This window comes from Telluria beijingensis (assembly GCF_030770395.1).
In the GTDB taxonomy this organism is placed as follows: Bacteria; Pseudomonadota; Gammaproteobacteria; order Burkholderiales; family Burkholderiaceae_D; genus Telluria; species Telluria beijingensis.
The window spans coordinates 3,874,724-3,898,496 of the sequence record NZ_CP132480.1 but is presented as its reverse complement, the minus strand read 5'-3'; the positions used below and the strand labels follow the sequence as shown (position 1 = coordinate 3,898,496).

At 67.1% G+C, this 23,773-nt stretch carries 20 protein-coding genes and 1 pseudogene; 12 read left to right on the top strand and 9 right to left on the bottom strand.

Annotated elements, in window-relative coordinates:
* Nucleotides 1-39: 39 nt before the first annotated feature.
* Nucleotides 40-969: an alpha/beta hydrolase gene (locus tag Q9246_RS17360; protein WP_306391899.1), complete on the bottom strand. Its 930-nt coding sequence runs from the start codon at nucleotides 967-969 to the stop codon at nucleotides 40-42.
* Nucleotides 956-2,308: an MFS transporter gene (locus Q9246_RS17355; RefSeq protein ID WP_306391897.1), complete on the bottom strand. Its 1,353-nt coding sequence runs from the start codon at nucleotides 2,306-2,308 to the stop codon at nucleotides 956-958. Before Q9246_RS17355 ends, Q9246_RS17360 begins: the two co-directional genes overlap by 14 nt.
* Nucleotides 2,309-2,467: 159 nt before the next feature.
* Between Q9246_RS17355 and Q9246_RS17350 the strand changes: the two genes are divergently transcribed.
* The gene (locus tag Q9246_RS17350; RefSeq protein ID WP_306391896.1) at nucleotides 2,468-3,010 is read left to right on the top strand and encodes a MarR family winged helix-turn-helix transcriptional regulator; all 543 of its coding nucleotides are present in this window, start codon (nucleotides 2,468-2,470) and stop codon (nucleotides 3,008-3,010) included.
* Nucleotides 3,011-3,034: 24 nt separating this feature from the next.
* On the opposite strand, the gene Q9246_RS17345 is transcribed toward Q9246_RS17350, so the two are convergent.
* Nucleotides 3,035-4,120, bottom strand: coding sequence for a DUF917 domain-containing protein (locus Q9246_RS17345; protein ID WP_306391895.1), 1,086 nt, complete (start codon nucleotides 4,118-4,120; stop codon nucleotides 3,035-3,037).
* Here Q9246_RS17345 and Q9246_RS17340 point away from each other — a divergent pair.
* Entirely contained in the window at nucleotides 4,105-5,352 is a 1,248-nt protein-coding gene (locus Q9246_RS17340) for a putative bifunctional diguanylate cyclase/phosphodiesterase (RefSeq protein WP_306398214.1), read from the top strand. The genes Q9246_RS17345 and Q9246_RS17340 overlap by 16 nt on opposite strands.
* A gap of 12 nt (nucleotides 5,353-5,364) precedes the next feature.
* Here the strand turns inward: Q9246_RS17340 and Q9246_RS17335 are convergent, their stop codons facing one another.
* Nucleotides 5,365-6,252 (bottom strand): NmrA/HSCARG family protein, encoded by an 888-nt coding sequence (locus tag Q9246_RS17335; protein ID WP_306391894.1) that lies wholly within the window; start codon nucleotides 6,250-6,252, stop codon nucleotides 5,365-5,367.
* Nucleotides 6,253-6,358: 106 nt separating this feature from the next.
* Here Q9246_RS17335 and Q9246_RS17330 point away from each other — a divergent pair, with 106 nt between their 5' ends.
* Nucleotides 6,359-7,252 (top strand): LysR family transcriptional regulator, encoded by an 894-nt coding sequence (locus Q9246_RS17330; protein WP_306391893.1) that lies wholly within the window; start codon nucleotides 6,359-6,361, stop codon nucleotides 7,250-7,252.
* A gap of 6 nt (nucleotides 7,253-7,258) precedes the next feature.
* Here Q9246_RS17330 and Q9246_RS17325 read toward each other — a convergent pair whose 3' ends face one another.
* Nucleotides 7,259-8,230, bottom strand: a complete 972-nt coding sequence (locus tag Q9246_RS17325) for a LysR substrate-binding domain-containing protein (protein WP_306391892.1) — start codon at nucleotides 8,228-8,230, stop codon at nucleotides 7,259-7,261.
* A gap of 114 nt (nucleotides 8,231-8,344) precedes the next feature.
* Here Q9246_RS17325 and Q9246_RS17320 point away from each other — a divergent pair, with 114 nt between their 5' ends.
* The 6 genes from Q9246_RS17320 to Q9246_RS17295 all read left to right on the top strand — a co-directional run bounded on the left by Q9246_RS17320 (nucleotide 8,345) and on the right by Q9246_RS17295 (nucleotide 15,462).
* The gene (locus Q9246_RS17320; RefSeq protein WP_306391891.1) at nucleotides 8,345-9,664 is read left to right on the top strand and encodes an NAD(P)/FAD-dependent oxidoreductase; all 1,320 of its coding nucleotides are present in this window, start codon (nucleotides 8,345-8,347) and stop codon (nucleotides 9,662-9,664) included.
* A gap of 75 nt (nucleotides 9,665-9,739) precedes the next feature.
* Nucleotides 9,740-11,095 carry an MFS transporter gene (locus Q9246_RS17315; protein ID WP_306391890.1) on the top strand — a complete coding sequence of 452 codons (1,356 nt, stop codon included), beginning with the start codon at nucleotides 9,740-9,742 and terminating at the stop codon, nucleotides 11,093-11,095.
* 50 nt (nucleotides 11,096-11,145) lie between these two features.
* Nucleotides 11,146-12,054 carry a dihydrodipicolinate synthase family protein gene (locus tag Q9246_RS17310; protein WP_306391889.1) on the top strand — a complete coding sequence of 303 codons (909 nt, stop codon included), beginning with the start codon at nucleotides 11,146-11,148 and terminating at the stop codon, nucleotides 12,052-12,054.
* Nucleotides 12,054-13,550 (top strand): aldehyde dehydrogenase, encoded by a 1,497-nt coding sequence (locus Q9246_RS17305; RefSeq protein ID WP_306391888.1) that lies wholly within the window; start codon nucleotides 12,054-12,056, stop codon nucleotides 13,548-13,550. Before Q9246_RS17310 ends, Q9246_RS17305 begins: the two co-directional genes overlap by 1 nt.
* Nucleotides 13,551-13,567: 17 nt before the next feature.
* Nucleotides 13,568-14,488, top strand: a complete 921-nt coding sequence (gene yddG / locus Q9246_RS17300) for an aromatic amino acid DMT transporter YddG (RefSeq protein WP_306391887.1) — start codon at nucleotides 13,568-13,570, stop codon at nucleotides 14,486-14,488.
* Nucleotides 14,489-14,490: 2 nt separating this feature from the next.
* Nucleotides 14,491-15,462 carry a porin gene (locus Q9246_RS17295; RefSeq protein ID WP_306398213.1) on the top strand — a complete coding sequence of 324 codons (972 nt, stop codon included), beginning with the start codon at nucleotides 14,491-14,493 and terminating at the stop codon, nucleotides 15,460-15,462.
* A 19-nt stretch (nucleotides 15,463-15,481) separates the two neighbouring features.
* Here the strand turns inward: Q9246_RS17295 and Q9246_RS17290 are convergent, their stop codons facing one another.
* Together Q9246_RS17290 and Q9246_RS17285 are read right to left on the bottom strand one after the other, a co-directional pair.
* Nucleotides 15,482-16,675 carry an acetyltransferase domain-containing protein gene (locus Q9246_RS17290; RefSeq protein WP_306391886.1) on the bottom strand — a complete coding sequence of 398 codons (1,194 nt, stop codon included), beginning with the start codon at nucleotides 16,673-16,675 and terminating at the stop codon, nucleotides 15,482-15,484.
* Nucleotides 16,676-16,787: 112 nt separating this feature from the next.
* Nucleotides 16,788-18,077: a sugar MFS transporter gene (locus Q9246_RS17285; RefSeq protein ID WP_306391885.1), complete on the bottom strand. Its 1,290-nt coding sequence runs from the start codon at nucleotides 18,075-18,077 to the stop codon at nucleotides 16,788-16,790.
* A 397-nt stretch (nucleotides 18,078-18,474) separates the two neighbouring features.
* Between Q9246_RS17285 and Q9246_RS17280 the strand changes: the two genes are divergently transcribed.
* From Q9246_RS17280 to Q9246_RS17270, 3 genes and pseudogenes are all read left to right on the top strand, one after another.
* A complete protein-coding gene (locus tag Q9246_RS17280; protein WP_306391884.1) occupies nucleotides 18,475-18,918 on the top strand; it encodes a nuclear transport factor 2 family protein in 444 nt (147 codons plus the stop codon).
* A 464-nt stretch (nucleotides 18,919-19,382) separates the two neighbouring features.
* Nucleotides 19,383-20,138: pseudogene (locus Q9246_RS17275) on the top strand (IS1595 family transposase); the annotation flags it as partial.
* Between the two features lie 202 nt (nucleotides 20,139-20,340).
* Nucleotides 20,341-22,866 (top strand): cation-translocating P-type ATPase, encoded by a 2,526-nt coding sequence (locus tag Q9246_RS17270; protein ID WP_306391882.1) that lies wholly within the window; start codon nucleotides 20,341-20,343, stop codon nucleotides 22,864-22,866.
* Here Q9246_RS17270 and Q9246_RS26565 read toward each other — a convergent pair.
* Nucleotides 22,796-23,059 (bottom strand): GNAT family N-acetyltransferase, encoded by a 264-nt coding sequence (locus Q9246_RS26565; RefSeq protein WP_422802389.1) that lies wholly within the window; start codon nucleotides 23,057-23,059, stop codon nucleotides 22,796-22,798. The genes Q9246_RS17270 and Q9246_RS26565 overlap by 71 nt on opposite strands.
* 26 nt (nucleotides 23,060-23,085) lie before the next feature.
* Nucleotides 23,086-23,739 (bottom strand): hypothetical protein, encoded by a 654-nt coding sequence (locus tag Q9246_RS17265; RefSeq protein WP_306391881.1) that lies wholly within the window; start codon nucleotides 23,737-23,739, stop codon nucleotides 23,086-23,088.
* Nucleotides 23,740-23,773 lie beyond the last annotated feature (34 nt).

Sequence of the window (23,773 nt, the reverse complement as noted above, 5' to 3'; positions counted from 1 at the left end):
CGGTCCCCTGCCTCTGGCGGGCTTGCGGGCGGAGCGGAATTACGCCCTGCCGAGGCGCGCGGCGCACCAGCGGGCGACGTCGGCGATCGCCTGGCGCGCCAGCGGAATGGCGAATTTGGTGAACCCGTGCGGCATCGCCTGGTACAGGTTGAGGGTGACGTCGGCGCCGGCGGCGTCGGCCTGGCCGGCATAGCGCTCGACGTCGCTGAGCATGGTTTCGTGGGTGCCGACGCACAGCAGGATAGGGGCCGCCGGCGGCACCGCGCCATTCACCGGCGCGGCCAGCGGATGATCGAGGTCCTGCTCGCGGATGTACAGCCCCACCATGCGCCGTCCCATCTCGCGGGTGGCGATGTCGCGCCCGGCGTTCGTATCCCAGGACGCGCCGCTCATGCGCAGGTCGGTCATCGGCGAGATCCCGGCCACGCCGGCCGGCAGCGCCAGGCCTTCTTGCACCAGGTGCGGCAGCAGGGTCAGCGCCAGGCAGCCGCCGGCGGATTCGCCCGCCACCACGATCTGTCCAGGCAGGTAGCCGCGCGCCAGCAGGGCGCGGTAGACCGCCAGGATATCCTCGGTGGCCGCGGGAAACGGATGCTCGGGCGCCTGGCGGTAGGCGACCGAGATCACCGGTACCCGCGCGGCATGCGCCAGCTCGGCGGCGTTGGCGCGGCCCATGTCCAGGCTGCCGCGGATGAAGCCGCCGCCATGCAGATACACGATGACCTTGCCGGTGTCCGGCGCGCCGCCATGCAGGCGTTCGGCGGGCCGGCCCGCGAGTTCCATCGGCGTCACCTCGACGCCGGCGGGGACGTCCTTCAGCTTGTCGTCGTCCACCAGCAGCGCGGTGCCGGTGCGCATCTGCTCGATGGTGGTGGGGCCGGAATAGTTGGCCTGGAAGCCCTGGTCGCCCAGCAGGGCCACCACATAATCCAGGTCCGCGTTGGTGGCGGCGAATTCATGACGCTTCATTGCTTGCTTTCGTAGTGAGTGGAGGGATCGTTGCCGGCGGCGGCAGGCGCCGCGCGGCGCGCCGCAGGAACAGGAAAGCGGCCGCGCTGCAGGCCACGATGACGCCGGCCATCGCCGCAGCCAGCGCCGCGGCGCTGCCGCCGAAGGCGTCGCTGATGGCGCCGATCAGCGCCGTGCCGAGGGTGACCCCGACCAGGTTCACGCTGAGCAGGAACAGTCCCGTCACCCGGCCGCGCATGCGGTTCGGCACGCCCACCTGCAGCGGGATCGGCATGATCGAGGTCAGCACGCTGGTCGCCAGGATCGCCAGGGCGTAACAGGCCAGCGAAGGCATGAAGCTCGCGGTCGACCACTGCGCCAGCGCCAGCGCGCCGACCGCCAGCGTCATCCAGCGGGCGATGCGCAGCACCCGCGGCAGCACGTCCTGGTCCGCGACCTTCCCGACGATCCACTGGGCGCCCAGGGTGCCGGCGATGCCGCACACCATGAACGCCAGTCCCAGCGGACGGCCGACCGCCGCCGCCTCGCCGTAGCCGGCGCGCACCGCCAGCGCCGGATACCAGGTCAGCAGCGAGAACAGCGCGGCCAGGATGCAGGCGTAGGCCAGGAAGTAGCCCGGCAGGTGGCCCGACTCGCGGGCGATGAAGCGCACCGTTTCGCGCAGGCTGGTCTGGCGCACGGAGGCGGCGCCGCTACCCAGGCGCGGCGGTTCGCGCAGCAACAGCAGCATCAGCAGCGCCAGCAGCAGCCCGGGCAGCGCCAGCACCACGAACACCGCCTGCCAGGGTTCGAGGTGGCCGGCCAGCGGCAGGACCAGCCCGCCGCTTTGCTCGAAGCCGTGCAGCGCCAGGCCGCCCAGGAACAGGGCCGCCCCGCCGCCGATATAGGGCGCGCTCATGTAGATGGCGGTGGCGCGCGGCAGCTGGCGCGGCGCGAACACGTCGGCGAACACCGAGATCGCCGCCGGCGAGCAGCCCGCCTCGGCCACCGCGGTCGCCGAGCGCGCCGCCAGCAGCTGGGCATAGGTGGTGCCGAGGCCGGTGAAGCCGGTGGCGATGCTCCACACCGCGATGCAGCCGGACGCCACCCGCACGCGGTTGCCGTTGTCGACCAGCCAGCCGAGCGGCACCCCGCCCAGCGCGAAGCAGATGGCGAAAGCGCCGCCCTGGAGCAGGCCGAGCTGGGTGTCGCTGAGGCCGACGCTGTGGCGGATCGGTTCGATCAGCAGGGTCAGCACCTGCCGGTCGAGATAGGCCAGCGCATAGGCCAGCGTGAAGAACCCCAGGATCAGCCAGGGACTGGTCGGCCGCTTGTGCGCGGCCTGGATGTGAGCAGGCATGTCGTCTCCAGATGTCGATGCACGGTGGCCGTGCTATCATCGTATTTTGAATCGATATTAGTTTCATATGAAACCAATGTCAAACCATTTGAATCGAATCGACATGAGGCGCGTGCGGCTGCACTACAATGAATAGTCGACGCGCCACCGGAGACTGAATTGAAGACAACCATGCTGGACGCGGCATCGCGCAATGCCGCCGCGTTTCTCGACCGCGTCGCCGGCAACGACGCCGCCCAGGGCGTCTTCCCGCCCGAGTCCTACCTGCACGACCTGGGCCAGGTCGAGATACTGACGACCCTGCTGAACCGGGTCTATGAACAGACGATGCAGGCGAAGACGGGACTGGCGCTGGTGGAATGGCGCGCGCTGGAGGCGATCGGCTACGCGCCGGGCATCACCGCGAGCGAGCTGGCGAGCTACTGGGAATACGACAAGGTGTCGGTCGGGCGCGCGCTGAACAGTCTCAAGAAGAATGGGCTGGTGATCTCGTCGCCGCACCACGTCGACAAGCGCAAGACCGAATTGCGCCTGAGCGAATCGGGGCGGGTCGCGTTCACCGAACACCTGGAAATCAAGCAGCGCTACCTGGATGCGCTGCGGGCGGTGGTGTCGCCCGACGAACTGGCGGCCTTCAATGCGACCACGCGCAAACTGGTCGAGCATTTCCGCAAGGTGAAGCAGGTAGCGAAGAAGCGCTGACGCCGGCGGCGCCGGCGCGCCGACTCAGCGTTCCAGCACCCGTTGTTCGACCGCGACGTAGTCGCAGGCATATCCGAACTTGCGCGGCCCGACCAGGGCCAGCGCGGCCTGCGTGCGCCAGGCGGCCACGCAGGGAATGGCGACGATGGCGACGCGCAGGCCGAAGCGGGTTTGCTCGGCCGTGATCGGCTCGCCGCTTTCCAGGTCGAGCAGCACGATCAGGTCGGGTGTGGTGCACAGCACCGCGCCATCGCTCTCGAGCATCAGGAATTCGTTCTGGAACCGCAGACCGGCCTGGCGGCCGGCGCAATCGTCGAGCCCCTGCACGCTGGCCAGGCCGAAGCTGAAGCGGCCATCGACGGTGCGCGACACGTCGCTCACCTTGCCCTTGAACAGCAGGTAGCCGCCGGTGGCCCGCACCACCGCGCCGACCGGGTCGGCATGCTGGCGACGCGCGTCGAACAGGGCCTGGCCGGCATCGCGCGCGGCGCTGATCGAGCGCGGCACCAGCGCCTTGCGCGCCTGCGCCGCGCTCATCGAGTACAGGGCCAGGCAGGCGGCGCCGCCCATCTCCATCGTGATCGTGCGCACGTACTGCTCTGCGGCGTGGATGTCGGCCACCTCGGCGGTGAATACATTGCCCTTCTCGTCGGCGATGCACAAGGGCCAGGGCAGGATGCCGTGCAGGGTGCACAAGGTCATCGGCAGCTCGGGGAAGGCGCGGCCCATGGTGTCGCCATCGACCAGCGGCAGCCCCAGGCGGCTGGCGACGCAAAACGGAATGGTGGAATTGATGCCGCCGACCTCGATCGACATCAGCCCCTTGGCGCGCTTGCCGAGATGGCGCTCGAGCGCCGCCAGCGCCGCCAGCATCGGTTCTACTTGCGGCAGCTTTTCCAGGATTACCGAGGGTGAGCCGACCATCGCGATCGGCACGATCAGGTCGTCGTCGTCGAAATGATCCAGGTCGACCAGTTGCACCGGGCCGTGCTCGCGGATGGTGCGCATGGCCAGCAGCTTGCCCAGGTAGGGGTCGCCGCCGCCGCCGGTGCCGTAGATGGCGCTGCCGGCGGCGATCGCCTCCATATCGTGTTCTGCGATGGTGTTCATGTCAATCCTGTTGTCCAAGGTCGCCGTACTTCAAAGCGCTGCTGTTGATCGACCTCGACAATTTCAAGACGCTCAACGAGACGCTCGGCCATACCGCCGGCGACCGTCTGCTGCAGCAGATGGCGGTGCGGTTGACGGCTGGCGCCGCCCCCGACGCCATGGTGGCCCGCTTCGGCGGCGATGAATTCGCCATCCTGCTCGAGCGGATTCCCGACGAACGGGAACAGGCCTGCGCCCACGCAAAGCACGAGGCTGAACGTATCAGTCACCTGCTGGACCAGCCGGTGCAGCTCGACGGCGAGAGCCTGCAGCTCGGCGCCAGCATCGGCATTACGGTGTTTTCCGACGATGCCAGGGACGCCGGCGAACTGCTCAGGCGCGCCGACATGGCGATGTATCGGGCCAAGGCGGCCGGGCGCGGCACCGTGCGTTTCTTCGATCCCTCGCTGCAGGCCGCGGCCACGGCGCGCCTGGCGCTCGAGAGCGATTTGCGTGCGGGCTTGCGCGACCATGCGTTCTTTTTGCACTACCAGCCGCAGGTCGAACGCGACGGCCGCATCGCCGGCGTCGAGGCGCTGGTTCGCTGGCGCCACCCGCGGCGCGGCATGGTCTCGCCCGCCGAGTTCATCCCGCTGGCCGAAGAAATCGGGCTGGCCCTGCCCCTCGGCCACTGGGTACTCGACTGCGCCTGCCGCCAGCTGGCGGCCTGGAGCCGGCAAGCCGAGACCAGGCACCTGGAGCTCGCCGTCAACGTCAGCGCGCGCCAGTTGCACCACCCCGCTTTCGTGGCCCAGGTGCTCGGCTGCCTGGCGTCGAGCGGCGCCGATCCGCGCAAGCTCAAGCTCGAGATTACCGAAGGCACGCTGCTGGACGACGTCGAGGATGCGATCGAAAAGATCAACGCCCTCAAGGCCCATGGCCTGACCTTCGCGATCGACGATTTCGGCACCGGCTATTCGTCGCTCGCCTACCTGAGCCGACTGCCGCTCGACATGCTCAAGATCGACCGCTCCTTCGTGCTCGACCTGACCACCAATCCGAACGATGCCGTCATCGCGCGCACCATCATCGCCCTGGGCGCCAATCTGGGCCTGAAGGTGCTGGCCGAAGGCGTGGAAACGGCGGCCCAGCGCGACTTCCTGTTCGAGAACGGCTGCCAGGCCTACCAGGGCTACCTGTGCGCACGGCCGCTGGCGCCGCACGCGCTGGCGCGGTTGCTGGGCGCTACGTGACGAGCAACGCCATCATGGTTGCGTCACGGCGTGGGCTTCGGCGACCATCCCGGTGACATAATCGCGGTAGGTGCGCAGCGGCCTTCCCAGCAGCGCCGTGAGGCGCGCCACGTCGCCGTCTTCCGGCACCATGCCGTCGCCGACGAAGCGCTCGGCCATCAGGCGCATGTCGTAGGCCATCCAGCCGGGCATGAACTGGCGCAGGTTCCGCTCGAAGCCGCGGGTATCGTCGCCGCCGTAGGCGATCGGGCGGCCCAGTACGCTCGACCAGACCGATGCGGCATCGTCGCCGGTGAGCGTGTCGGGACCGACCAGGTTGATGCGCTCGAGCGGCATGGGACGGGTCGCCCGTGCGCGGTGGATCAGCGAGATGGCGGCGACTTCGCCGATGTCGCGCGGATCGACCATCGCCAGGCCCTTGGCGCCGATCGGCATCGGATAGACACCGTAGGCCTGCACCGCATCCCTGATCGTCAACTCGTTGTTCATGAAGTAGGCCGGGCGCAGGATGGTGGCCGAAAAACCCATCTGCTCGATCATGCGTTCGACGCCGAACTTGCCGGCGAAGTGCGGCACGTTCACGTAACGGTCGCTGTGGATCACCGACAGGTAGACCACGCGCAAGACGCCTTCCTCCCTGGCCACGTTCAGCGCGATGAGCGCCTGGGTGAATTCGTCCGGCGTGACGGCATTGAGCAAAAAGAAAGCGGAGACGCCGACGAATGCCCCGCGCAGCGAGTCGGGGTCGAGCAGGTCGCCCTGTACGACCTCGACGCCGGGCGCGAAATCTGCCTTGGCCGGATTGCGCACCAGGGCGCGCACGCTGGCGCCGCGCTGGACGAGTTGCTGGACGACTTGACGGCCGATGGTGCCGGTGGCGCCGGTAACGAGAATGGTCATGATGGAGACTCCTTGCTTGGTTGTGGAAGTGACGATTCATCTTAAGCATTCCATCGATGGTCCGATAGCTGGTATATTTAGACAGTCTGTCTCAATAGTGGCACACATGGATTTACTGGCCCTGGTCGATTTCAACCTGGTTGCCCGACACGGTGGCGTCGGGCGCGCGGCGCGCGCCACGGGCCGTCCCAAGGCGACGCTCTCGCGCCATGTCGTGGAGCTCGAAACCAGCCTGCAGCTGCGCCTGTTCGAGCGCGGCGCGCGCGTGCTCAGGCTGACCGAGGAAGGCAAGGCGCTGTATGAGCGAACCAGCGTGCTGTTGAACGAGATCGACGAGACGGCCGACGCCATCGCCCAGGGCGCCGCCAGCGTGCGCGGCCACCTGCGCATCAGCGCGCCGCTGCTGTTCTCGCAGGCCGCCATGGGCAAGCTGGCGGCCGGTTTCGCGCTGAAGCATCCCGACGTGCGGCTCGACGTGACGAATGAGGACCGCGAGGTCGATATGGTCGAGGAAGGCATCGACCTGGTCATCCGCGTCAATCCGGCGCCGGACGCCAACCTGGTTGGGCGTATCTTCCTGCGCGACCGCCTGGTGGTCGTGGCGGCGCCAGGCCTGGCGCTGCCTGCCGACGGGCATCCCGTACCGGCCGTGGTGCGTGGCACACGGCGCGAGCGCAGCACCTGGCCGCTTGCGAAACCGACCGGCACAGCGGCGATCGAGGTCGAGCCAAGGCTGGGCCTGGGATCGCTGTTCATGGTGCGCGACGCCGCGCGGCTTGGCGTCGGCGCGGCGCAACTGCCGCTATCGCTGGTCAGCCACGACCTGGCCGCCGGCGCCCTGGTCAGCTGGGGCGAGGTGGACGCACCGGAGATCGCCCTGTGGGCGCTCTACCCGTCGCGCCGCCTGCTCAGCGCGCGGGTATCCGCCTTCCTGGCATACCTGAAAGAGGCGTTCCCGAATGGCACGCCGGATGAACTGGCCGCGTACATCGGACCCTGATGCGCGCTAGCCCGCCTGCCCGGCGAACCAGGCGCGAAACCGCTCCATCGCACTGTCGTCCGCCCGCTCCTCGCGATAAGCCAGGTAGTGGCGCGTCTCTTCCAGTACCAGTTCCTGTTCGACCGGCCTGACCAGCCGCCCTGCCGCGACCAGCGGCGCCACCAAATGGTCGAAGCCGAGCGCCACGCCCTGGTCGCCCAGCACCATCTGGATCAGCAGGTTGTAGTCGTTGGCGTTGAAGTAGTGCGCGCCGTCGCGCGGACGGTCTTCGAGGTCGAGGCGGTGGATCGCCAGCCACACGCCCCAGTCCACGTGTTCCGCCACCTGCGAGCGACCATAAGGACTCAGGTTGAGCAGCACGCTCGCGCGCAGTCCCTCGATGGTGGCGACCTCGGGATGGTCGGCCAGGTAGCGCGGCGTGCAGACCGGATAGATGCGGTCGTGGAACAGCGGCACGCTCGCATAGCCGTCGCGCACGCGCGCCATCTTGGTGATGAAGATATCAGGGTGGATCCCCGGCTCGAGCGCCATGAAGTTCTCGGTCGTGACCAGCTCGAGGTCGATGTCCGGATGGGTGCTGAAGAAGCCCGGCAGCCGGGGCGCCATCCACAGCGCAGAGAACGCCGGCGAACAGCACAGCGACAGCGTGCGCCGCCCCTGGTTGCCGTAATCCTTGCGCACGCGCGCCGCGGCCTGGGCGATGTTGACGAACGAGAGCTGGGCCGCGTCGAAGAAGATCGAGCCGGCGGCCGTGAGCCTGACCGAGCGCCCGACGCGCTCGAACAGCGGCGTGCCCAGGTGCTCTTCGAGCTCGCGGATCTGGCGACTGATCGCGGCCTGGGTCACGCACAGGGTCTCGGCCGCGCGCGTGAAGCTCTGGTAGCGCGCCGCCGCCACGAAGCACTTCACCGCCCTGAGCGACGGCATCTTGAGGAGCAGCTGGTCGGTGCCGGCGTTCGTGCCTGGATTCTTATTCATAACGCCATGTTATCAATTCTAGGGAAGAAAAGTCGATTGTGCCGGAATGGCCGACTACCTAGACTTCAGTTCAACACCGCTGCAAAAAAAAACACGAGCGGAACTGGAGACAATATGAAAACGATTAGCGTCACGCCGCGCGACGATGCGCGCTGCGGCTGGTTTCACACGGCCCCGCCGCGCCAGGCCAGGGCCGCCCACCGCGGCGACACGCATACGCGCTGGGCGATCGTCGGCGCCGGCTACACCGGCCTGGCCGCGGCCCGCCAGCTGGCCCTGCATTATCCGGACGACGAGATCGTGCTGGTCGACGCCCAGGAAGTCGGCTTCGGCACGGCGGGCCGCAATGCCGGCTTCGCCATCGACCTGCCCCACGACATCGGCGCCGACGACTACATCGGCGACATCGACATCGCCCGCACCACGCTCAAACTCAACCGGCTCGGCCAGGACATCCTGCACGCGCTGGTCGAGCGCCATGGCATCGACTGCCAGATGCGCCCCAGCGGCAAATACCAGGCCGCCGTCGAGGCGCGCGGCGTGCGCGTGCTGGACGCTTACCGGCGCGGCCTGGACAAGCTGGGCGAACCGTATGAGATGATCGCCGGCGACGCGCTGCCCGGACATATCGGCACCGGCTTCTACCGCCAGGCCCTGTTCACGCCCGGCACCATGCTGCTGCAACCCGCAGCCCTGGTCAAGGGCCTGGCGGACAGCCTGCCGTCCAACGTCACGCTGTACGAAAACACCGCCATCACCGGCGTGGATTATGGCGATAAAACGGTGCTCACGCATCGCCAGGGCCGCATCGTGGCCGATGGCCTGGTTTTGGCCAACAACGCCTTCGGTGCGCGCTTCGGCTTCCTGCAGCAGACTGTCCTGCCGATGTACCTGTATGCGAGCCTCAGCAGGCCGCTGACCGAGGCCGAGAGCGATCAGCTGGGCGGCAAGCCGTTCTGGGGCGTGATTCCGGCCGATCCGTTCGGCAGCACGGTGCGCCGCACGCACGACAACCGCATCCTGATGCGCAACAGCTTCAGCTTCAACCCTGGCCAGCAATCGAAGCCCCACTGCCTGGCGCGCGCGGCCCGCAACCACCGGCGCTCGTTCGAGCGGCGCTTCCCGATGCTGAAGGACGTCGATTTCGACTACACCTGGAGCGGCTCGCTGGCGCTGACACAGAACCACCGCGGCTTCTTCGGCCAGCTGGCGCCGAACGTCTACGGTTCCCTGTTCTGCAATGGCCTGGGCATCACCCGCGGCACCGTTACCGGCACCCTGCTGGCCGACATGATCGCCGGCAAGCGCCACGAGCTGATCGACTTCCTGCTGTCGACCTCCGGGCCCAGCGGCCTGCCGCCCGAACCCTTCCTGTCGCTCGGCGTGAACGCCACCCTGTGGTGGGGCCAGCGCCAGGCCGGCCTGGAGAGTTGACGCCCCGGCGATCGCATCCGACATCACACCGCTTTACCCGCAGACTTACCAGAACATCACAGGAGACCATCTGCAATGAGTAAAAGTATCTCGAGCGCCGAGCGCGTTCCCTCCATATCGATCGAACACGTACCGCTGAACCGCTTCCACCAGTTGATGACCCTGCGCGCGGGCGGCGGCTGGATCCTTGACGGCTATATATTGAGCATCATCGGCGTCGCCATCGTCCAGTTTTCGGATTACCTGCGGCTGGACTCGTTCTGGCAGGGCATGATTGCCGCCTCCGCCATGCTCGGCACCTTCTGCAGCGGCTTCCTCGGCGGCTGGCTGACCGACCGCATCGGCCGCCGGCGCCTGTTCTTCGTCGGCCCGATCCTGTTCATCGTCGGCTCCATCGGCACCTTCTGGGTCGAATCGGCCATGGCGCTGTTCGTGCTGCGTTTCCTGGTCGGCCTGGGCGTCGGCCTCGAGTATCCGGTGGCCGGCTCCCTGCTGTGCGAGTTCCTGCCGCAAAAGAACCGCGGCCCGCGCCTGGCCGGCCTGACGATCATGTGGTTCGTCGGCGCGGCCCTGTCCTATATGGTCGGCAACGTCATCCTCGAGCACGGCGGCGATGAAGCCTGGCGCCTGGTGCTGGCCAGTTCCGCGGTGCTGGGCGCGCTGCTGTTCCTGGTGCGACTGGGGACGCCGGAATCGCCGCGCTGGCTGGTCAGCAAGGGCCGCCATGCCGAGGCCGAGCGCATCATCAAGCGCGTTTATGGTCCGTCGTTCTCGCTGGCGAACATGCCGCCGCAGGAATCGGAAAAGAAGATCGGCCTGGGCGACCTGCTGCACTCCGGCTACGGCAAGCGCATGCTGTTCGTGATCGTGTTCTGGACCGCCGCCGTGGTGCCGATGTTCGCCGTGTACTCGTTCGCCCCCATCGTGCTGCAGGCGCTCAATCTGAAGGGCGACTGGGCGGCCTACGGCTCGGTGCTGATCACGCTGCTGTTCGTGGTCGGCTGCGTGGGCGCCACGCGCCTGATCGACAGCATGGGCCGCCGTCCCCTGATCATCCACAGCTTCCTGTGGTCGACCCTGGCGCTGCTGGGCCTGGGCGCCTTCTCGGGCGGCTCCGAAATGCCGGTGCTGGTCATGTTCGGCGCCTATGCCCTGTTCATCGGCGGCGCCCAGGTGCTCGAACTGGTCTATCCCAACGAATTGTTCCCGACCGAGATCCGCGCTTTCGCGGTCGGCGTCGGCTCGTCGATGACGCGCATCGGCTCGGCCGTCGGCACCTGGCTCGTGCCCATGTCGCTGCAGGGCATCGGCATCGGCAACACCATGTACATGGCCGCCGCCGTGTCCTTCGTCGGCCTCGCCGCATCGCTGCTGCTGGCCCCGGAAACCCGCGGCATGAGCCTGGAACAGGCGGCGTCGCTCAAGCGCTGACCGCACCTCTTTCATTCACCCGTATTCACCTATATTCACCCGAGGACATCATGACATTCGAAGGCATCTACACCCCCGCGATCACGCCATTGACGGCGGATGGCGCAATCGACCAGAAGGCATTCGCCGACGTGCTGGAATACCTGATCGAGCAAGGCGTGCACGGCATCGTCATCGCCGGCTCGACCGGCGAATACTATGCCCACAGCACCCAGGAGCGCGTTGCACTGGCCACCCTGGCGAAGGAAGTGATCGGCGCCCGCACCCAGCTCATCATCGGCACCGGCGCCATCCGCACCGAAGAGGCCATCGGCTACGCCAGGCTGGCACGGGACATCAAGGCCGACGCCATCCTGGTCGGCACCCCGCCCTATGCGCTGCCGACCGAGCAGGAAAACGCGGCCCACGCGCTGGCGATCGACCAGGCCGCCGGCCTGCCGGTCATGTTGTACAACTATCCGGGCCGCATGGGCATGTCGATGGGCCGCGAGTTCTTCCGCATCGTCACGCAAGCGTCGAAGAACATCATCGCGATCAAGGAAAGCTCGGGCTCGACCGGCCAGCTGCACATGCTGGCGCGCGAGTTCCCAGGTATCGGCCTGTCGTGCGGCTGGGACGACCAGGCGCTGGAATTCTTCGCCTGGGGCGCGCGCAGCTGGGTCTGCGCCGGCTCCAACTTCCTGCCGCGCGAACACATCGCGCTGTATCAGGCCTGCGCCGTCGAGAAGGATTTCGACAAGGGCCGCCGCATCATGTCGGCCATGCTGCCGCTGATGGATTATCTCGAGGGCGGCAAGTTCGTCCAGTCGATCAAGCACGGCTGCGCGCTGGCGGGCCTGCGCCCGGGCAGCGTGCGGGCCCCGCTGCAAGGCCTCGATGCCGGCGAACAGCAGGCCTTGCAGGCCGTGGTCGCCCAGCTCAAGCGCGACGTGGCAGCGATTGTCGGAGGTGAAGCCTGATGGCCGCCGCACTCCTGAACGCCGCCGAGTATGCGGCCCTGGCCGACAGGCTCGCGCTGCCGACCCAGGCTTTCGTCGATGGCGCCTTCGTCCCCGCCCTGTCGGGCCAGGTCTTCGAGACCACCAACCCGGCGACGGGACAGCTGCTGGCCCACATCGCCGCTTGCGCAGCGCAAGACGTCGACGTCGCCGTGGCGGCGGCCAAGGCCGCCTTCGACGACGGGCGCTGGAGCCGGCTGGCGCCCGCCGAGCGCAAGCACATCCTGCTGCGCTTCGCCGACCTGCTCGAGCAGAACGCGCACGAACTGGCCGTGATGGAAACGCTCGACAGCGGTAAACCAATCCGCGAATGCCAGAACACCGACGTGCCGGAAGCGATCCACACGATCCGCTGGCATGCGGAGCTGATCGACAAGATCTACGACCACACCGCTCCCGTGGGGTCGAACGCGCTGGCGCTGGTCGTGCGCGAGGCGATTGGCGTGGTCGGCCTGGTCTTGCCATGGAATTTCCCGCTGCTGATGCTGGCCTGGAAGATCGGTCCGTCGCTGGCGGCGGGCTGCTCGATCGTGGTCAAGCCAGCCAAGGAAACCACCCTCACCGCGCTGCGCGTGGCCGAACTGGCCCACCAGGCCGGCATGCCGGCGGGCGTGTTCAATGTGCTGCCAGGAGGCGGACGCGAAGTGGGCGAACCGCTGGGGCGGCACCGCGACGTCGCCATGGTCAGCTTCACCGGCTCGACCGCCACCGGCCGCCTGTTCCTGCAGTATGCGGCCGAGTCGAACCTCAAGCGCGTGGTGCTCGAATGCGGCGGCAAGAATCCGGCCGTGGTGCTGGAGGACGTAGCGGACCTGGACAGCGTGGCGCGCCACGTGGTCAACGGCGCGTTCTGGAATATGGGCGAAAACTGCTCGGCATCGTCGCGCCTGATCGTCCATGCGGACATCAAGGACCGGCTGCTGGAACGCATTGGCGTGCAGCTGCGCGAATGGACCATGGGCGATCCGCTCGACCCGGATAACCGCCTGGGCGCCATGGTCAGCCAGGCCCATTTCGAGAAAGTGCGTTCCTACCTCGAGCAGGCAGCGAGCGAGAAGCTGCCGGTGGCGTTCGGTGGCGACACCGAGCACGGCGCGTACGTGCAGCCGACCGTGGTCGACGGCGTGGGCCGCGACAGCGTGCTGTTCCAGGAAGAGATCTTCGGGCCGGTGCTCGCGGTCACCACGTTCAAGACGGTCGAGCAGGCCATCGAACTGGCGAACGATTCGGTCTATGGCCTGGCCGCCTCGGTCTATACCGACGACCTGCGTCATGCCCTCAGGCTGTCGCGCGCGATTCGCGCCGGGGTGGTCACGGTAAACTGCTTTGGCGAGGGCGATGTGTCCACGCCGTTCGGCGGCTACAAGGAATCGGGCTTCGGCGGACGCGATAAATCCCAATGGGCGCACGACCAGTACACCGAGATCAAGACCATCTGGATCGACGCCCCGGCCTGAATCGAATCGAATCAATCATGAAAAACACGAACAAGGCGACCCTGATCGGCGTGGTAGCTATCCTGCTTTGGAGTTCCATCGTCGGCCTGATCCGCAGCGTCAGCGAATACCTGGGGCCTACCGGCGGGGCCGCGATGATGTACAGCGTGGCCTCGGTCTTTCTGCTGCTGTCGGTTGGTTGGGTGCCGTTGCGGACATTCCCACGCCGCTATCTGGCATGGGGCAGCCTGCTGTTCGTGGTCTACGAGCTGTGCCTGGCGCTGTCGATCGGCTATGCCAACAGCGCGCAGCAGGCGATCGAGGTCGGCATGGTCAACTACCTGTGGCCGACCTTCACCATCGTCGCGGCGATCCTGTTCAACCGCCAGCGCGCCAACTGGCTGATCGTGCCGGGCTTTATCCTGTCGATCGTCGGCATCTGCTGGGTGCTGGGTGGCGAGCGGGGTATCGACCCGGCCGGCATGCTGGCCAATGTGCGCGACAATCCGCTCAGCTACGGCCTGGCCTTCGCCGGCGCGCTGATCTGGGCCGCCTACTGCACCGTGACGGCGCGCATCGCCAACGGCAAGAACGGCGTGACGCTGTTCTTCATCCTGGTCTCGCTCACGCTGTGGATCAAGTACGCGCTGCAGGGCGGCGGCGAGATGGCGTTCAGCGTGGAGGCAGCGATCTACCTGGTGCTGGCCGCCGCGGCCATGGGCTTCGGCTACGGCGCCTGGAACGTGGGCATCTTGCATGGCAACGTCACGATCCTGGCCGGGGCCTCGTACTTCATCCCGGTGCTGTCCGCCGCGCTCTCTACCCTGCTGCTGCGCACGCCCCTGTCGTGGGCCTTCTGGCAGGGTGCGGCGATGGTGTGCGGCGGAGCGATCCTGTGCTGGCTGGCGACGCGGGCCAAACGCGCCGTGCCGGCTGCCGCGCTGTCGCCGGAGGCATGAGCATGCGCTGCCGCCATGCGGTGCTGCTCGGCTGCGCTGTCGGCTTCGGCGCGATGGGGACGGCGGCGGCGCAGTCGTCGCTATCGGTTGGCGGCCTGCTCGACCTCGGTGTGTTCCGCGGCTTCGACGGCGTCAACCAGGTCGGCACCGTCCAGCGCAGCAATATCGCGATCTCGGGCCAGGAAGACCTGGGCGGCGGCAACAAGCTCATATTTCGCCTGAGCACCCGGATGGAACTCGATACCGGAGAAAGCGAAGGCGCCGGGTACAAACCGTTCTGGCATGACGAATCCACCGTTGGCCTGGCAGGCGCCTGGGGCACGCTGCGGGTGGGGCGCGCGATGACGGCGATGTGGGCCAACGACTGGAAGTTCGACCCCTGGGCCAACTTCAACCGCATCGCCTCGCCCGCCTGGTACCTGTGGCATCCGTTGACGCCCAGCGATCCGTTCGCCAACCGCGGCACGGCGGAATATGGCCGCGTGGAGAACGGCATCTTCTACGATTCGCCGGCGCTGGCCGGCTTCACCTTGCGCCTGAGCGGTTCGCCGGAACGCCGCCGGGAAGCCGGCGCATCGGGCCGGCCGTATTCCGCCGTGCTCGAATATGGACAGGGGCCGCTGGCCGCCATGGCGGCGTTCGAGCGCAACAGCCTGGGTGAGCGCGATACCTTCGTGGCGGGCAAGGTGTCCGTCGGCGCGGTGGCGCTGATGGCGGCATGGGACGACAGCTGCGGCATCGAGCAAGGGGCCCGCTCGCGCGCCGTCACGCTGGGGGCGAGCTGGAAGATGGGCGTGAATGTGCTCAAGGCGGGCTGGGGCCGACAGCGCCTCGACGCGACCGCCAACCACTTCGCGTCGCTCGGCCTCGATCATGTGCTGTCGCGCCGCACCACGCTGTATGCAAGCCTTGGGCGACAGCGCCAGGCGCGATCGCGGACTGCGTTCGGCATGGGACTCGCCCACGCCTTTTGACGCGGCGCGCGGCCGCCCGTCAAAAATACTTGAGCCAGCCGATATCGCGCCGCCGCGCCTTCAGGCGTGCGTACCATGCCGTCGGCACGTACAGGACCGGCAGCAGTATCACATACCAGAGCCAGACCCAGTTGAAGTCATCCAGGCCGAAGCTCACGCCGTGGGTCGCCCCCCAGATCAGGTAGGCGACGTGGTACAGCGCCCGCAGGACATAGATGTGCAGGATGTAGAAGAACATGGGCGCGCCGCCGAACACCGCCAGCGCGGCCAGCCACCTGCGGCCCTCCCAGCGCTCGAACAGCGCCAGCAGGATCAGGCCGACGCCCAGCGTCTGCAGCAGGAACAGCAGGGACGGCGGATACTTGGTCAGCGCGATGAACGCCATCGCGGTGTGCAGCAGCGCGTCGTGCGCGACCCAGGGCTTATCGCCATACACATTCAAGGCGCGCAGCACGACGAATGCGGCCAGCATGCCCGCGCCCAGCAGCAGCAGGCGGCGCACGCGCTGCTTGCCATCCTTGCCTGGCTCGAACCAGCTGCCAAGCAGGTAGCCGATCGTGATCACACCGATCCATGGCAGCACCGGATACGAGGTCCTGGCGACGGCGCCGAACGGCAAGGCGATCAGGTCGCGCTGGTGCAGCAGCGCCCAGGCGACATAGCCAGGGTCGCCCGGCAGCAGACGCACGCCGTCCAGCAGGTTGTGCCCACAGACGATCAGCAGGCCCAGCGCCAGCAGCAGCTTCCTGGGCAGGTAGATCAGGCCGGCCAGGGCGATCATGCAGACGCCGATGGCCCAGATCACCTGCAGCCAGACGGTCGGCGGCAGCTTGACGGTCCAGGCAAGGGTGAGCAAGGTGACGTCGATCGCCATCAGCAACAGGCCGCGCTTGAGCAGGTAGCCCGCGGTTTCGGCCCGGGTGTGGTTGAGGCCATACAGGTAGGCGCCCAGTCCGGTCAGTCCGACGAAGATCGGTGCGCACAGGTTGGTGACGATGCGCATGAAGAACAGCACCGGGTCGACCGTCGCCGGGTCGACGGGATCGGGCACGCCGAGGTGGAGATACCAGTTTTCGCGGATATGGTCGATCAACATGATGACCATGACGAAGCCTCGTAGCGCATCGAGGCTCTGCAGCCGGCGGCGGTTGGTGGCAGCCTGGCCCAGACGCGTTGCTGGTTGATCGAGGCTGCTGGCGATGGGGAACTGCATCCGACTCCTTCGTGTGAAACGTTACTCTATTCGATAATGATATCCCATTCTCAATTTTAATTCTGTACCGACAGCGTTACGGCACGGGTCGTTCGCAGTACCAGGACGCACTTTACGAAGAGCTGGCAGTACGGGCGCCCCACACGGCATAGAACAGCACATACAGTTCGCAGGCAGCGGTCAGCAGGAAGGACAGTTGCAGGCCGATGGTATCGGCCAGCCAGCCATGCACGATCACCAGGGCACCACCCGCGATCGCCATGATGAGCAGGCCCGCGCCTTCCTCGGTGAGCGGACCGAGGCCCTTGATGCCGAGCGTGAAAATGGTCGGGAACATCACCGAGTGGAACAGGCCGACCGAGACCAGCGCCCACAGCGCGACCTGGCCGGTGCTCAAGGCGGCAACCATCATGACGACGAAGGCGCCAATGCTGGCCAGCGCCAGCACGTGCTCGGCCGCCATCCGGCGCATCAGGAAGCTGCCGAAGAAGCGGCCCACCATCATGCCACCCCACAGCAGGAACAGGTAATAGGCCCCCTGCTCGTGGCTCAGGTTGCCGATCTCGGGCAGCGCCACGAAGTTGATGAACAGGTTGGCGACGCCGATCTCGGCGATCAGGTAGATGAAGATCGCCGGAATGCCGAACACCAGGTTGCGGTGGCGCCACAGCGACAGCGTGGCGCGCTCTTCGCGGCTGGCGCGGCGGGTGCTGGCGTGCAGCGCCGGCAGCGGAAAGCGTGCGATCGCGACCGCCAGCAGCACCAGCACGGCGGCCACGATCAGGTAGGGCAACTGGACCGCCTGGGCGTCGGCCAGCCGCTCGGCCTGGGTCAGGACGGCGCCTGCTTCGGCAGTCCCGGAAGTCGAGCGGCCCAGGATCAGGTAGGCGCCGAACAGCGGCGCCAGCGTGGTGCCGAGCGAATTGAATGCCTGGACCAGGTTCAGGCGCGCCGACGCCGTCTCTGGCGAGCCGACCACGGCCACGTAGGGATTGGCCGAGACCTGCAGCAGGGTGATGCCGCTGGCGATCACGAACAGCGCAAACAGGGTCACGCCGTACGACGGCAGGCGCGCCGCCGGCACCATCAGCAGCGCGCCTGCGGCCATGATGCCCAGGCCGGTGACGATCGCCCGCTTGTAGCCGATGCGCTCGATCAGGCGCGCCGACGGGATCGAGGCGACAAAGTATGCGATGAACCAGACCGATTCGATCAGCGTGGTCTGGGTATAACTGAGGTCGAACACGCTGCGCAGGTGCGGCAGCAGGGTGTTGTTGATGACGGTGATGAAGCCCCAGGTGAAGAACAGGCTGGATAGCAGCGACATGACGGCGAAGCTGCTGACCCGCATGGGCGATGGCGCGGCAGCGCCTGCGCCGGGCGTGGCGACGGGACCGGGCATGGATGACTCCTTTGGACGGTTGATCGGTATCGCTCAGGTCCAACCGGCCAGGCCAGCACGGTCCATAACGGCGCAACGGGCTGCTTCGCGCATGGAGGAATCGTGCCCGGCAATGCGGACGGACTCCCCCATGAACGAAGCCGATACAGCCCGTCGTGCTGCATACTAAGATGAGCCCGGACGAATTTTCCAATCACTTATTTTGCGATATCGATATCGTTTTCAGCATCGGTCGCCCGTCCCGCGCCGCGGACGGGCGCGGTGAGGAAGTCCCGTCCCGGCGCCGTCCACCGCTCACCTTGACATCCGGTTCTCACGCATTAAGTTGAAGCCGTCGGCTTGCCGGGCATGAACAGCCGGGATTGCCAGCGGACGGCCAAACCTCGAGGACACTGTCATGGACGCACAAAACAACAAGCAGATGGTGATGGAGTGCTATCAATTATTTATGAAGGGAGACATCCCCAGCCTGCTGGAGCGCTGCAGCGACGATGCGGACTGGATCGAGCGCGACTCGGACTGGATCCCCTTTGCCGGCGCCCACCACGGCAAGGCCGAGATCGCCGACTTCTTCGCCAAGTTCGCCGGCGGGGCGGAGCCGCTCAGCTTCGTGCCCAGGCAGTTCATCGCCGAAGGCGACATGGTCGTGGTCGCGGGCGACGCCACCTGGCTGGCCAAGCCGACGGGCCGCAGCTTCGACAGCCCATGGGTGCACATCCTGACGATCCGCGACGGCAAGATCGCGCGTTTCGAAGCGTATAACGATACCGCACCAGCCGAGCGGGCCTTCCGCCTGGATCAGCCGCCCCCGGACCGTCTTGTCGACCGCCCTCGCATCTGACAGGCATCCCGCCCATTGCAAGCTGGCGGCAATGTCCAATGCCGCCGCCAGCCCACCCGGCTTGTGCGCTCTAGCCGTGTCTTATTTTTTCGCGGGGGCGTTATCGCGCCCCCCTCCGGATTTCTGTCCATCCTGCTTGCTCGGCCAGTTCGGTTGATTACTCATATTAGTTCTCCATCGATCATCCCTGTTCGGAGGATGCCTGCAGCCGGGACGCCGCCGCAGGAACGCCGATGCACCGCGCAACGACAGGACAATTCTGACGCTGTCTCCCTGGCGTGACCATGAAAGACGGCGTACCGCGTGCAGCGCCGCAACGCTTCGGTCCAGGATGCGCAGGTCTATATGGAACAAGATAAAGCGCCAAAAGAAAATGGCGCTGTCAACGTTAAATATGGATGAGCATTGAACTGCTGAGCTGATCCGCGGTCCAAACCCTATCGTCACGGAAAGGGAGCCGCACTGTGAACGCCCTTGGGTTTGCCGAGCTGTTCGCCCAGCTTGCGCTGTTGAACCAGTCGCAGCGCCAGCAGGTACTGGCCGCCCTGCATCCGGCAGCCGGACTGTACCGGGTGGTCGCCCTCATCGACGAGATCCGCCGTGATGGGCGGCGCTGTCCGGATTGCGGCTGCGAACGCTGGCACCGGCACGGCCGCGCCAACGACCTGCAACGTTTTCGCTGCTGCGCCTGCGGTCGCACTTTCAACGACCTGAGCGGCACGCCGCTGGCGCGGCTCAGGCACAAGGACAAGTGGCTCGATTATCTCGCTACCGTGCTCGAGTCGCGGTCGGTGCGCGCCGCCGCCAAGCGGATCGATGTGCACCGCAATACCGCGTTTCGTTGGCGCCACCGCTTCCTCGACAGCGTCAAGGACGACCGGCCCGCGCGCCTGTCCGGCATCGTCGAAGCAGACGAGACCTTCCTGCTCGAATCGCAGAAAGGCTCGCGCAAGCTCGACCGCAAGCCGCGCAGGCGCGGCGGCAGGGCCGCCTTGCGCGGCATCTCGCGTCATCTCGACTGCATCCTGGTGGTGCGCGACTGCAGCGGGCAGACCATCGATGCCGTCACCGGCCGCGGCGCCCTGAAGGCGGCCCAGTTGACCACATACCTGTTGCCGAAACTCGATCCACAAGCGCTGCTGGTCACCGACGCCAACGCCGCCTATCCCGCCTCTGCCCGGATGCATGGCATTGCGCACCAGGCTGTCTCGTCAACAGCTAACGGTGACAGCGCCAAAAACTCATGGATCTAACGCACCTCTGATATAACTCAAAGGAATTCTGAGCCCCTCGCCTATCGTTGACGCCACTCCAGAGGCGAACGGCCATGAAGACGAGAAGTAACCGGGATAACCTGCCGGCAGGCGTGGATCGCATGCCGCGGCAGCCTGCCTTCCGCGATCTTTCCGACCGTTGCACGCGATGAACCCGTCTTCGTCCCGATGCGGACTTTCGGCCGGTGAGGCCGCACGCAGGCTTGCCGCCAACGGCCCCAACAAGCTGCCCGATCAGGCCCGCCGCGGCTGGCCCGTCATCATGGCGGACGCCGCGCGCGAGCCGATGTTTCTGCTGCTGGTGGTCTCCGCATTGTTGTACCTGGCGTTGGGCGAGCCGCGGGAAAGCTTCTTCTTGCTGGCCATGGTGGCGGTCCTGCTCGGCATGACGCTGTATCAGGAAGGCCACACGGAACGCGCCTTGCAGTCGTTGCGCGACCTGAGCGCACCGCTTGCGAGCGTCGTACGCGACAGGCGCCGCCTGCGCATTGCCGCTGCAGACCTGGTGCCGGGCGACCTCGTCGCGCTCGCCGCCGGCGACCGCGTTCCTGCCGACACCGAATTGCTCGAGGCCAGCGGGCTGATGATCGACGAGTCATTGCTGACAGGCGAATCGGTACCGGTTTTCAAACGCGCCCGCATGGGCAAGGATGCGCCACCCGAGCTGGACGAAGCGAGGCAGTCCTGGGCATTTGCCGGAACGCTCGTGGTGCAGGGAGACGGGCTGGGCGAAGTGTGCGCCACCGGGGCCCGCAGCGAATTAGGCCGGATCGGCGGCGCGCTGGGACAGATCACCCCGCCAACCGCACGTCTGCAGCGCGAAACCCGCGTCCTGGTGCGCCGGCTTGCACTGCTGGGGCTGTTCGTCAGCGCGCTGTTGGTGCTGCTGCTGGGCTACCGCGACCGCGACTGGCTGCAGGCGCTGCTTGCCGGCGTGGCCCTGTCCATGTCGATGCTTCCCGAAGAATTCCCGCTGATCCTGACCATCTTTCCCGCGCTCGGCGCCTGGCGCCTGGCGCAGCGCCAGGTACTGACCAGGCGCCTGGCCGCGATCGAAATACTCGGATCGACAACAGTCCTGTGCGTCGACAAGACCGGCACGCTGACCGAGAACCGGATGGCGCTGCGTCTGCTCTGGCGCGACGGCGCAGCCCACGAAGTCGATGCCGGGGCCCCGCCGCCTGCGCATCGGGAGCTGCTATCCCAGGCACTCCTGGCCAGTCGTCCCCCTGCCTCGGATCCGCTGGAACTGGCGCTCCATCGTGCCGCCGCAGGCATGCGGGCAACCGTGGAAACCATGGCCGGGCAATGGCGCCTGGAACGCGAATACGGCATGACCGATACGCGCCCTGCCACCATCCACATCCGGCAAGGCGCCACGGGGGCGCAAGCGTTTGCCAAGGGCGCACCGGAGACCATCTCGGCGCTCTGCCGCGATGGCAGCGCGGCGGCGTGCCTGCCTGCCGCCGCGGCACTGGCGGCCGAAGGCCTGCGGGTGCTCGCCCTGGCCACCGCCGCGCACGTCGCAGCGCCGTGGCCGGACGATCCGGCGCAGCTGGATTACCGGTTCAGTGGGCTGGTCGCATTCGACGATCCCTTGCGCGCGGACATTCCGGCGGCGGTGGCGCAGTGCCGGGCCGCAGGGATCAGGGTGCTGATGATCACTGGCGACCACCCCCAGACCGCCCAGGCCATCGCACGCCAGGCTGGCCTGCCCGCCGGCGCCACCCTCACCGGCAGCGACATCGCGCGCATCGCTTCAATCGACCTTGCATCCCACCTCGATGGGGTCGGCATCTGCGCCCGGATCGCTCCGGCACAGAAGCTGGCAATCGTCCGTGCGCTCCAGCGCGGTGGCGAGATCGTCGCCATGACAGGCGATGGCGTCAACGACGCCCCCGCCTTGCGCGCCGCCGACGTCGGCGTTGCCATGGGCAAGCGCGGCACCGACGTCGCCCGCGAGGCCGCCGTCCTCACGCTCCTCGACGACCGTTTCTCCTCGTTGGTACATGCCTTGCGGGCAGGGCGCCGCATCTACAGCAATATGCGCAAGTCGATGCGTTACGTCAGCGCGGTCCATGTGCCGATCGCCATGATGGCATTGCTGCCGCCGCTGCTTGGCTGGCCAATCCTGCTGTATCCGATGCACATCGCGTTCATGGAACTCGTGATCGGCCCGGCCTGTTCCCTTGCCTTCGAGAACGAACCGGAAGAAGCCGACCTGATGCGCCGCCCGCCCCGCTCCCGCAACGAACCCCTGCTGGGGCGCGGCCCGTTCATTGCTGCACTTGCCTGCGGCTTGTGGACCACGGCATTGCTCGCAGGTGGTCATGGACTCGCCCTCGCCACACTGAGCGAGCCCCAGGCCCGCGCCGTCACATTCAGCGCCCTTGCCCTGAGCAACCTGGCGCTGCTGCTGCTGTACCGCCAGCCGGCGACGTCCAGCGCCGCGACGCGCATGGTAAACCCCCTCCTGCTCGCAGTCATCGCGGGCACCCTCTGTGCGCTTGGATCGGCGCTGTATCTTTCGCCGTTGGCCGATATCTTCCGTTTCTCTCCCCCACCGCCGGCCTGGACCGGATTCGCCGTGCTTCTGCCGGTAGTCATGGCCGCGGGCGTTCGATTGGCTCGCTGGACACGACTACTGGCTCGACGCCACCAGTTGTTTCCATAGCATCAGCACGCGTGCACTCGCGGTCGCCTGCAGGCTTCAACCCGAGCCTGCGCTCCACCGCACCGTCCGATGCGGGCATCAGCGTGAATCCGCAGGCGCGCGCCAGGGAATGCATGCGGGTGTTGCCGGCGAGCGTGGACCCGCGCAAGGTCAGCAGACTTCGCCCTCTGCAATAATCGATGAGGCAATCCATCGAGATCCGTCCCATCCCACGGCCCTTCAGGTCGGACCGCACGACGATCGCGAACTAGCCGGCAATCTCGTCGGGGTCGACGCAGCACGCACGACGCCCAGCGTCTCGCCGCGATCGTCCGCGGTCCTGCGGTCCAGCGGTCCTGCGGTCGCGATGAAGGCCATCTCGCGTGCATGGCCGCTCCGGGTGAAACGCCCCAACTGGACCGCCGTCGAGGTGCGCGTCATGCCGAACATCCGGAAGTGCAGGTCCTCCGGCGTGAGAGCGGCAAAGAATGCCTGATGCGCCGGTCCGTCCCCTGGCCGGACCGGGCGCGGCGTCAGCGGCCCGAGCGCACTGTCGGCATGGCGTTTCAGGCCCTCGGGATAGGGCAGGATCACGAGCCTGGCGCGCGGGTCGTGTCTTGCGGGTACCTGAACGAGCCGCATGTGGGCATCCAGCACCAGCACGCCGCCGGCATCGGCCAGCAAGGGATTCAAGTCGGGCTCGATCACCTCGGGGGCGATCTTGCCCGGAAGCGCCGCCATCGGCGCAAAACTGGCGTTCAAGCCGCGACCCGGCACCAGCAGGCCGACGCAGTTGGGACCGGGGATACGCAAAAGATATGCCTTGGCCGCGTCCAGCATCGCCTGGCGCGGGCTGCGTCCGCTACCTGCATGGGCATCCAGGCCGGCGCTCATTCTGGCTGCTCCATGAGGTGGCTGATCCGTTCGT